The sequence below is a fragment of the Actinosynnema sp. NPDC023658 genome, assembly GCF_040639995.1.
In the GTDB taxonomy this organism is placed as follows: Bacteria; Actinomycetota; Actinomycetes; order Mycobacteriales; family Pseudonocardiaceae; genus Actinosynnema.
Genome location: NZ_JBFAAX010000334.1, coordinates 1 through 6,345, shown reverse-complemented (window position 1 = coordinate 6,345; position 6,345 = coordinate 1). Strand labels below are relative to the sequence as shown.

Genomic DNA, 6,345 nt, shown 5'->3' with positions numbered 1-6,345 from the left:
AACGCCTCTTCGAACTGCATCGAGCCGCCACGGGCCTGTTCCACGGCCTGCCGGCCAGGCGAAGGTGACGAGCCGGGAGACCGGGGTGCTGGCGCCGCCCGAGGCGGCGGACACGGCGTTCACCTACGACCAGGAGGCCGCGCCGACCGGGGCCGAGCTGGAGCTGGAGGTGATCGAGGGCGACGGCACGACGACCGTTCGGCTCGACGCCGACGTGCTGCAACCCGATCGGGGTTACGCCGCCCACGCGCACACCGAGCCGTGCGGCAAGGACGGCGCGGACGCCGGTCCCCACTACCAGCACGAGGTCGACCCCGCCGCGACGCCGGAACGGCCGTCGGTCGACCCAGCCTACGCGAACCCGCAGAACGAGATCTGGCTGGAGCTGACCACCGACGGGCAGGGCAACGGCGCGGCCGAGACGACGGTGCCGTTCGTGTTCGACGACCGCCTGCCTGCCTCGATCGTGCTGCACGAGCACCCGAAGACCGAGACCGCGCAGGGCCGGGCGGGCAGCGCGGGCGCCAGGATCGCCTGCCTGACCGCCACCTTCCGCTGACGCGGGCGGTCACCCGGGCCGGTCACCGAACGGGTGCGACCGATGAGGGAATTCGCTACTCCTCGACCACGCCGATCGGGCACGCTGTCTTAATGGGGTACGGGGTGCGCGACTACGTCGTCGGTGACGAGTCGTCGTGGTTGCGGTGTCGTGTGCTGTCGTTCCTCGGCACCGCTTACTACGACTCGGTGGTCGCCGCGAAGCCCCGGGTGCCCGGGGTCGAGCTCGTGGCCGTGGACGGCGAGGTGGTCGTCGGCATCGTGGACGTGGCGGTCGACGGCGCGCTGGCCAGCATCGAGACGATCTCGGTCCACCCGGACCACCAGTACCGGGGCATCGGCGGCGCGCTGCTGTCGGGGGCGCGGGCCCGTGCGCGGGCGCTCGGTGCGACCACCCTCGACACCTGGACCCGCGACGACTCGCCCACGCTGCGCTGGCACCGCGCGATGGGCTTCAGCGAGAGCGACCACTACCTGCATGTGATCGCCGAACACGACGGGCCGGTGAGTGCCGCCCGCGCGGGCCTCGACCTGCGTGTGGCGTTCCTGCCCGCGGACCCGGCCGCCGGGTCGCGGTCGCCGCGGGTGCACGTCCACCGGCGGTTCGCGATGCCGTTGACGCCCGTCGTGCGGCCGTCAGGTGGTCAGCTCGGTCGGCGTGGCGACGACGTCGACCATCGCGCCGTTGCGCAGGACGGTCACCGGCAGCGGTAGGCCGATGGCTTCGGCGAACAGCTGCCGCTGGATGCCCTGGGCGTCGCTGTCCCGCGTGCGCGCCACGCTGAGCACCAGGTCGCCGTCGCGCAGCCCCGCCCGCTCGGCCGGACCTCCGGGCACGACCTGCACCAGCCGCACGCCCGCGCGCTGCCCGGTGCGCTCCGCGACGGCGTCGGGCAGGGGAGCGGGTGCGCCGACCACGCCCAGGTAGGCCCGTCGCACGCGGCCCTCGACCAGCAGCGTGGACAGGATGCGCTGGGTGGTGCTGTTCATCGGGATCGCGAGCCCCAGGCCGATGCCCGCCAACGCGGTGTTGATGCCGACCACCTCACCGGCGGAGTTGGCCAGCGCGCCGCCGGAGTTGCCCGGGTTGAGCGCCGCGTCGGTCTGGATCACGTCCTCGATCACGCGCCCCATCCGGCCGTTGCTCACCGGGACCGCGCGGCCCAGCGCGCTCACCACCCCGGCCGTCACCGAACCGGCCAGCCCGAGCGGGTTGCCGACGGCGATGACCAGTTGGCCGACCTGGAGGCGGTCCGCGTCACCGAACCTCGCCGGGCCGGGCGCGTCCGCGGATGCCCGCAGCACCGCCAGGTCCGCCAGGGGATCGGTGCCGACCACCGTGAACGGCGACTCGGAGCCGTCCGCGAACACCGCCGTGCCGTCCTGACCGGAGCCGACGACGTGCGCGTTGGTCAGCAGGTGGCCGTCGTCGGTGAACACCACCGCCGACCCGGTGCCGCGCCGCATCCGCACGCTGGCGACGTGCGGCGTGACCGACTTGGCCACCGCGATGACGGCCTGCGAGTAGGCGTCCAGCGGATCCATCGGCGCCTCCGGTGATGACCCGATCACGCCCGCCATCGTGCGCTCGGGCGGGCCGTGCTGTCCGGGGAGTTCGCGCACAGCGGACTCCCCGTGCCACCACGACCCGCCCGCCCGGTGCCCGCGGTCAGCGCCTCAGCAGCATCGCCAGGTCGACCGCGTCGGCCATGGCCCGCGTGCCCGCGTCGTTCGGGTGCAGGTGGTCACCGCTGTCGTAGGCCGGGTCCAGGGTGGCCGGGTCGCCGGGGGCGGCGGTCGCGGCGGCGAAGTCGACCACGCCGTCGAACTCGCCGGACGTGCGGATCCAGTCGTTCAGCGTCCGCCAGGTCGCCTCGCGCTCCTCGGTCCAGATGAACGAGCCCTTGAACGGCAGGATCGTGCCCCCGTACACCTTCACGCCCTTCGCCCTGGCCTGCGCGATCACCTGGCGGTGCCCGGCGATCAGGTCCTCGGCCGACGCGCTGTAGCCGATGTCGTTGACCGCCTCCAGCAGGATCACGGCCTTCGCCCCGGTCTGCGACAGCACGTCGCGCTGGACCCGCGTCACGCCCGCCACGCCCCAGTACGGCTCGTCGCGGTCCGCGATGAGGCGGTTGCCGCCCAGACCCGCGTTCACCACCGACAGCGTCCGGCCCGGCACCGCGTTCAGCCGCCGGGCCAGGAAGTCCGGCCACCGGTGGTTCGCGTTGCCGGTGGTGTTGGCCGTGTCGGTGATCGAGTCGCCGAACGCGACCACGGTGCCGGCGACCCGTCCGGCGGGCGCGACGTCCACGCCGTCCACGACCATCCAGCACGGCGTGTCCTGGAAACCGCCCGACAGCACGCCGGTCCGGTCGCCGATCGCCAGGTAGTTGCCCTGCGCGGTGAACGGGTGGTTGGTCAGCGGGCCGGTGGCGTTCGGCAGGTAGGCGCTCACCAGGAGCGTGGACAACGCCCGCACGGCAAGCGGGACCGGGTCGCTGAAGACCTCGCGGCCGACCGGGATCGTGACACCGCGCCTGCCGTCGAACGTCAACGCCCGCAACGTGCCGGGCACCGCCGCGTCACCGGATGCCTGCACCGCGACCGACGCGCGGCCGACCTGCAACGGCGCGGTGCCGAACGTGTTGGTCAACCGCACCCGCACCGAGTCGCCGCCGGCGCTGAGGAACACCACGTTGCGCACGGTCTGGTCGTGCAGGCCGGCACCCGCCGGGCAGTCGCTCCACGGGATCTCGCTGCCCACCACGGGGCTCGCCGCCCAGCCGGCCACCCAGGGCTTGCCGTGCGCGGTCGCGGCGGGCTGCGCCACCACCGTGGCCACGAGTGCGGCGATCACGGCCAGTTTCCCCACGTGTCTTGCCATGAAGGTCTCCCAACGCCAGTCGTCTTTGGTGGCGACGCCGACGGTGGCAGTGGGCAAATTAACCGGTCAAGCGCGCCACGACGAGCGGCGCGATAGTTGCGATGAGTGGCCGACTTACGTGTTCAGCCCGCGAGTCCTCCGGCCGGGGCCCACCCACCCGCCTGACCACGACCCCGCGGCGCGGTCAGGCGGGTGAGCGGACGGGCGGGATCAGGCGTAGTCGGCCAGCGTGGCGGCCACGTCGTGCGGCGACGGCATGGCGGCCACCACGTCCGCCATCGCCTTTGCCGCGTCGCGCACGGCCTCGTCGCCCAGCAACCGCCGCGCCTTGGTCGCGATCGCCTCGGCCGTCAGGTCGTCCCCGAGGAGCTGGTCGCCCAGCCCGGCCTCGGTCACCATCTCGGCGTTGCTGAACTGGTCGGCCCCCTGCGGCAGGATCAGCTGCGGCACTCCCGCGCCGAACGTCCCCAGCGTCGTGCCGCTGCCGCCGTGGTGCGCCACCAGGTCCACGTGCGGCAGCAGGTCGGCCTGCGGCACCCACGGCAGGACGACGACGTTGTCCGGCATGTCGCCCAGCGACGAGACCTCCACCCTCGGCCCCGCGGCGACCAGCACCTTCGCCCCCACGGTCGCCAGGCCGTCGATGGCGGTGCGCAGCACGTCCGCCGCGCCGAACGCCGTGCCCAGCGTCAGGTACACCAGCGGCTCGCGGTGCTCGACCACCCAGGAGGGCAGTTCGCCCGGCTCCGCGAACGGCACCGGCCGCAGCGGGATCCGGTTGGGCGACGAGGCCAGGAAGTCCGGGTTCTGCACCGACGGCGGGCAGATGTCCAGGTAGGGGTTGCCGAGCAGCATGTGGTCGTGGTCGGGCAGGTCGACGCCGAGGTCCGCGGCGACCTCCGCCAGGTACCGGCCGACGGCCTCGACGGGACCGGTGGGCTGCCACACCCGGCCGAACGCGTGGCACAGCCCGGGCACGCCCGCGAGCTTCGCGGCGATCCCCGCGCCGGGGTTGCCCACCTCGTGCACGACCAGGTCGGGCTTGCGGTCGGCGATGATCGGCGCCAGGTCCGCGGCGAAGCTGCGCGGCAGCACCGAGCCGAAGACGAACGAGATCCGCTCGGGGTCGAAGTCGCGCGCCTTCCGCGCCGAGACGCCCGCACCGGCCTCCTCGAACGCCTGCAACATGTCCAGACCGCCGGCGACGTGCTCGATGCCGTGGGCGGTTAAGGCGCCCGCGAACGCTTCGGAGGTCACGAAGATGACGTCGTGGCCCAGCTCGCGAGCGGCGACGGCCAGCGGTAGCAAGGGGTAGGTGTGTCCGTGTGAGCCGAGGCTCGAGAAGAGGATTCGCACTGGTTCGAGCCTAGCCAGGTTTTTTCTACGACGGGTGAATTTCGTCCGTTTCGGCGTCGATCGGGTGACGAGATGAAGATCACCTTGAAGTCGGGGGTGCCGGGTCCTCCGCTGCCGCCGGGTTCTCCGGTGCCGCCAGGCCCGCCCGCACCGCCACCGTCGCGTCGATGCTGGCGCCCAGGAACCGGGCGATGACCTCGCGGTCGGAGTCGTCGAACTGCTGCCACGCACGGGTGAACGCGCCGTCGAGCGGGCCGAAGAACCGGCGGCCCAGCTCCAGCGCCTTGTCCGGCACGCGCAGCTCGACCTTGCGCCGGTCCTGGGGGCTGCGCGAGCGTTCGACGTGCCCGGACGCCTCCAGCCGGTCGAGCACGGAGGTGGTCGCGGACGCGCTCAGGTGCAGCGCCTCGGCCAGCCGCGTCGGTGACATCGGCTCGCCGCTCCACCGCGCGTCCATGATCAGCGCGAGCGCGTTCAGGTCCGTCCGGTGCATCCGCTGCTTCTCACCGAAGATCTCCACGAAGCGGTCGGTTTCGACCGTCAGCTGCCGGAGCAACCTGACCAGGGCCGAGTTGTCGACCATCTGTCCTCCAGTTAGTGTTTCGACAGTCGAATTATCCGATCGTCGAACTACATGGCTTCGGAGGTCATTCTCCCGTGCACCCGACCCGATCCCGCACCCGCTGGTTGCTGCCCGCCCTCGTCGCGGTGGCGTGGCTGGCGCTCGGTGGCTTCGCCGGCCCGTTCGCGGGCAGGTTGAGCGAGGTCGCGGTCAACGACAGCACCGCGTTCCTGCCGTCCTCCGCCGAGGCGACCGAGGTCTCCGAGCGGGTCAAGGCGTTCGGGGACGCGCGCGGCCTGCCCGCGATCGTGGTCGCGGAGCGCCCCACCGGCCTCACCCAGGCCGACCGCGACTACCTGGGCAGCCGGCGGTTCTCCGGCGAGGCGTCGCCGGTGATCCCGTCCACCCGGGACGACCAAGCCGCCCAGGTCGTCATCGCGGTCGACCCGGCCGACCCGGCGGGCGCGGTCGAGGACATCCGGTCCGAGGTGGCCGACCCGCCCGACGGGCTCACCGTGCTGGTCGCCGGACCCGCCGCGCAGGTCGCGGACCTGAAGGAGGCGTTCGGCGGCATCGACGGGCTGCTGCTCCTGGTCGCGGGCGCGGTCGTGGCGCTGATCCTGGTGCTGGTCTACCGCAGCCCGCTGCTGCCGCTGGTCGTGCTGCTGTCCGGGGTGTTCGCGCTCGGCCTGGCCAGCCTCGCCGTGTACCTGCTCGCGGACGGCGACGTGATCGACCTCAACGGCCAGAGCCAGGGCATCCTGTTCATCCTCGTCTTCGGCGCGGCCACGGACTACGCGTTGCTGCTGGTGTCCCGGTTCCGCGAGGAGCTGCGCGACACCGAGGACCGCTACCAGGCCATGCGGGTGGCGTGGCGGGCCACCGCGGAGCCGATCGCCGCGTCGGCGGGCACCGTCGTGCTCGGCGTGCTGTGCCTGCTGTTCAGCGACCTCAACTCCAACAAGGGCCTCGGCCCGGTGGC

7 protein-coding genes are annotated in these 6,345 nt (G+C 72.8%); 3 read left to right on the top strand and 4 right to left on the bottom strand.

Going from position 1 to position 6,345, the window contains the following annotated elements; translation table 11 throughout:
• Both AB0G02_RS25665 and AB0G02_RS25660 read left to right on the top strand, forming a co-directional pair.
• Positions 1-559, top strand: a 559-nt coding sequence (locus AB0G02_RS25665; RefSeq protein ID WP_360798209.1) for a superoxide dismutase family protein, incomplete at its 5' end; no start/stop codon positions are given.
• Positions 560-651: 92 nt separating this feature from the next.
• Positions 652-1,272 (top strand): GNAT family N-acetyltransferase, encoded by a 621-nt coding sequence (locus AB0G02_RS25660; RefSeq protein WP_360798207.1) that lies wholly within the window; start codon positions 652-654, stop codon positions 1,270-1,272.
• Here the strand turns inward: AB0G02_RS25660 and AB0G02_RS25655 are convergent.
• The 4 genes from AB0G02_RS25655 to AB0G02_RS25640 all read right to left on the bottom strand — a co-directional run bounded on the left by AB0G02_RS25655 (position 1,195) and on the right by AB0G02_RS25640 (position 5,384).
• Entirely contained in the window at positions 1,195-2,103 is a 909-nt protein-coding gene (locus AB0G02_RS25655; protein ID WP_360798211.1) for a trypsin-like peptidase domain-containing protein, read from the bottom strand. The two genes, AB0G02_RS25660 and AB0G02_RS25655, sit on opposite strands and share 78 nt — an antisense overlap.
• A gap of 124 nt (positions 2,104-2,227) precedes the next feature.
• Positions 2,228-3,445, bottom strand: coding sequence for an SGNH/GDSL hydrolase family protein (locus AB0G02_RS25650; protein ID WP_360798205.1), 1,218 nt, complete (start codon positions 3,443-3,445; stop codon positions 2,228-2,230).
• A 210-nt stretch (positions 3,446-3,655) separates the two neighbouring features.
• Positions 3,656-4,801, bottom strand: coding sequence for a glycosyltransferase (locus tag AB0G02_RS25645; RefSeq protein ID WP_360798203.1), 1,146 nt, complete (start codon positions 4,799-4,801; stop codon positions 3,656-3,658).
• Positions 4,802-4,880: 79 nt separating this feature from the next.
• Positions 4,881-5,384 (bottom strand): MarR family transcriptional regulator, encoded by a 504-nt coding sequence (locus AB0G02_RS25640; RefSeq protein ID WP_360798201.1) that lies wholly within the window; start codon positions 5,382-5,384, stop codon positions 4,881-4,883.
• Between the two features lie 74 nt (positions 5,385-5,458).
• Here AB0G02_RS25640 and AB0G02_RS25635 point away from each other — a divergent pair.
• Positions 5,459-6,345: efflux RND transporter permease subunit (locus AB0G02_RS25635; RefSeq protein ID WP_360798199.1), on the top strand; the 887-nt coding region annotated here is incomplete at its 3' end.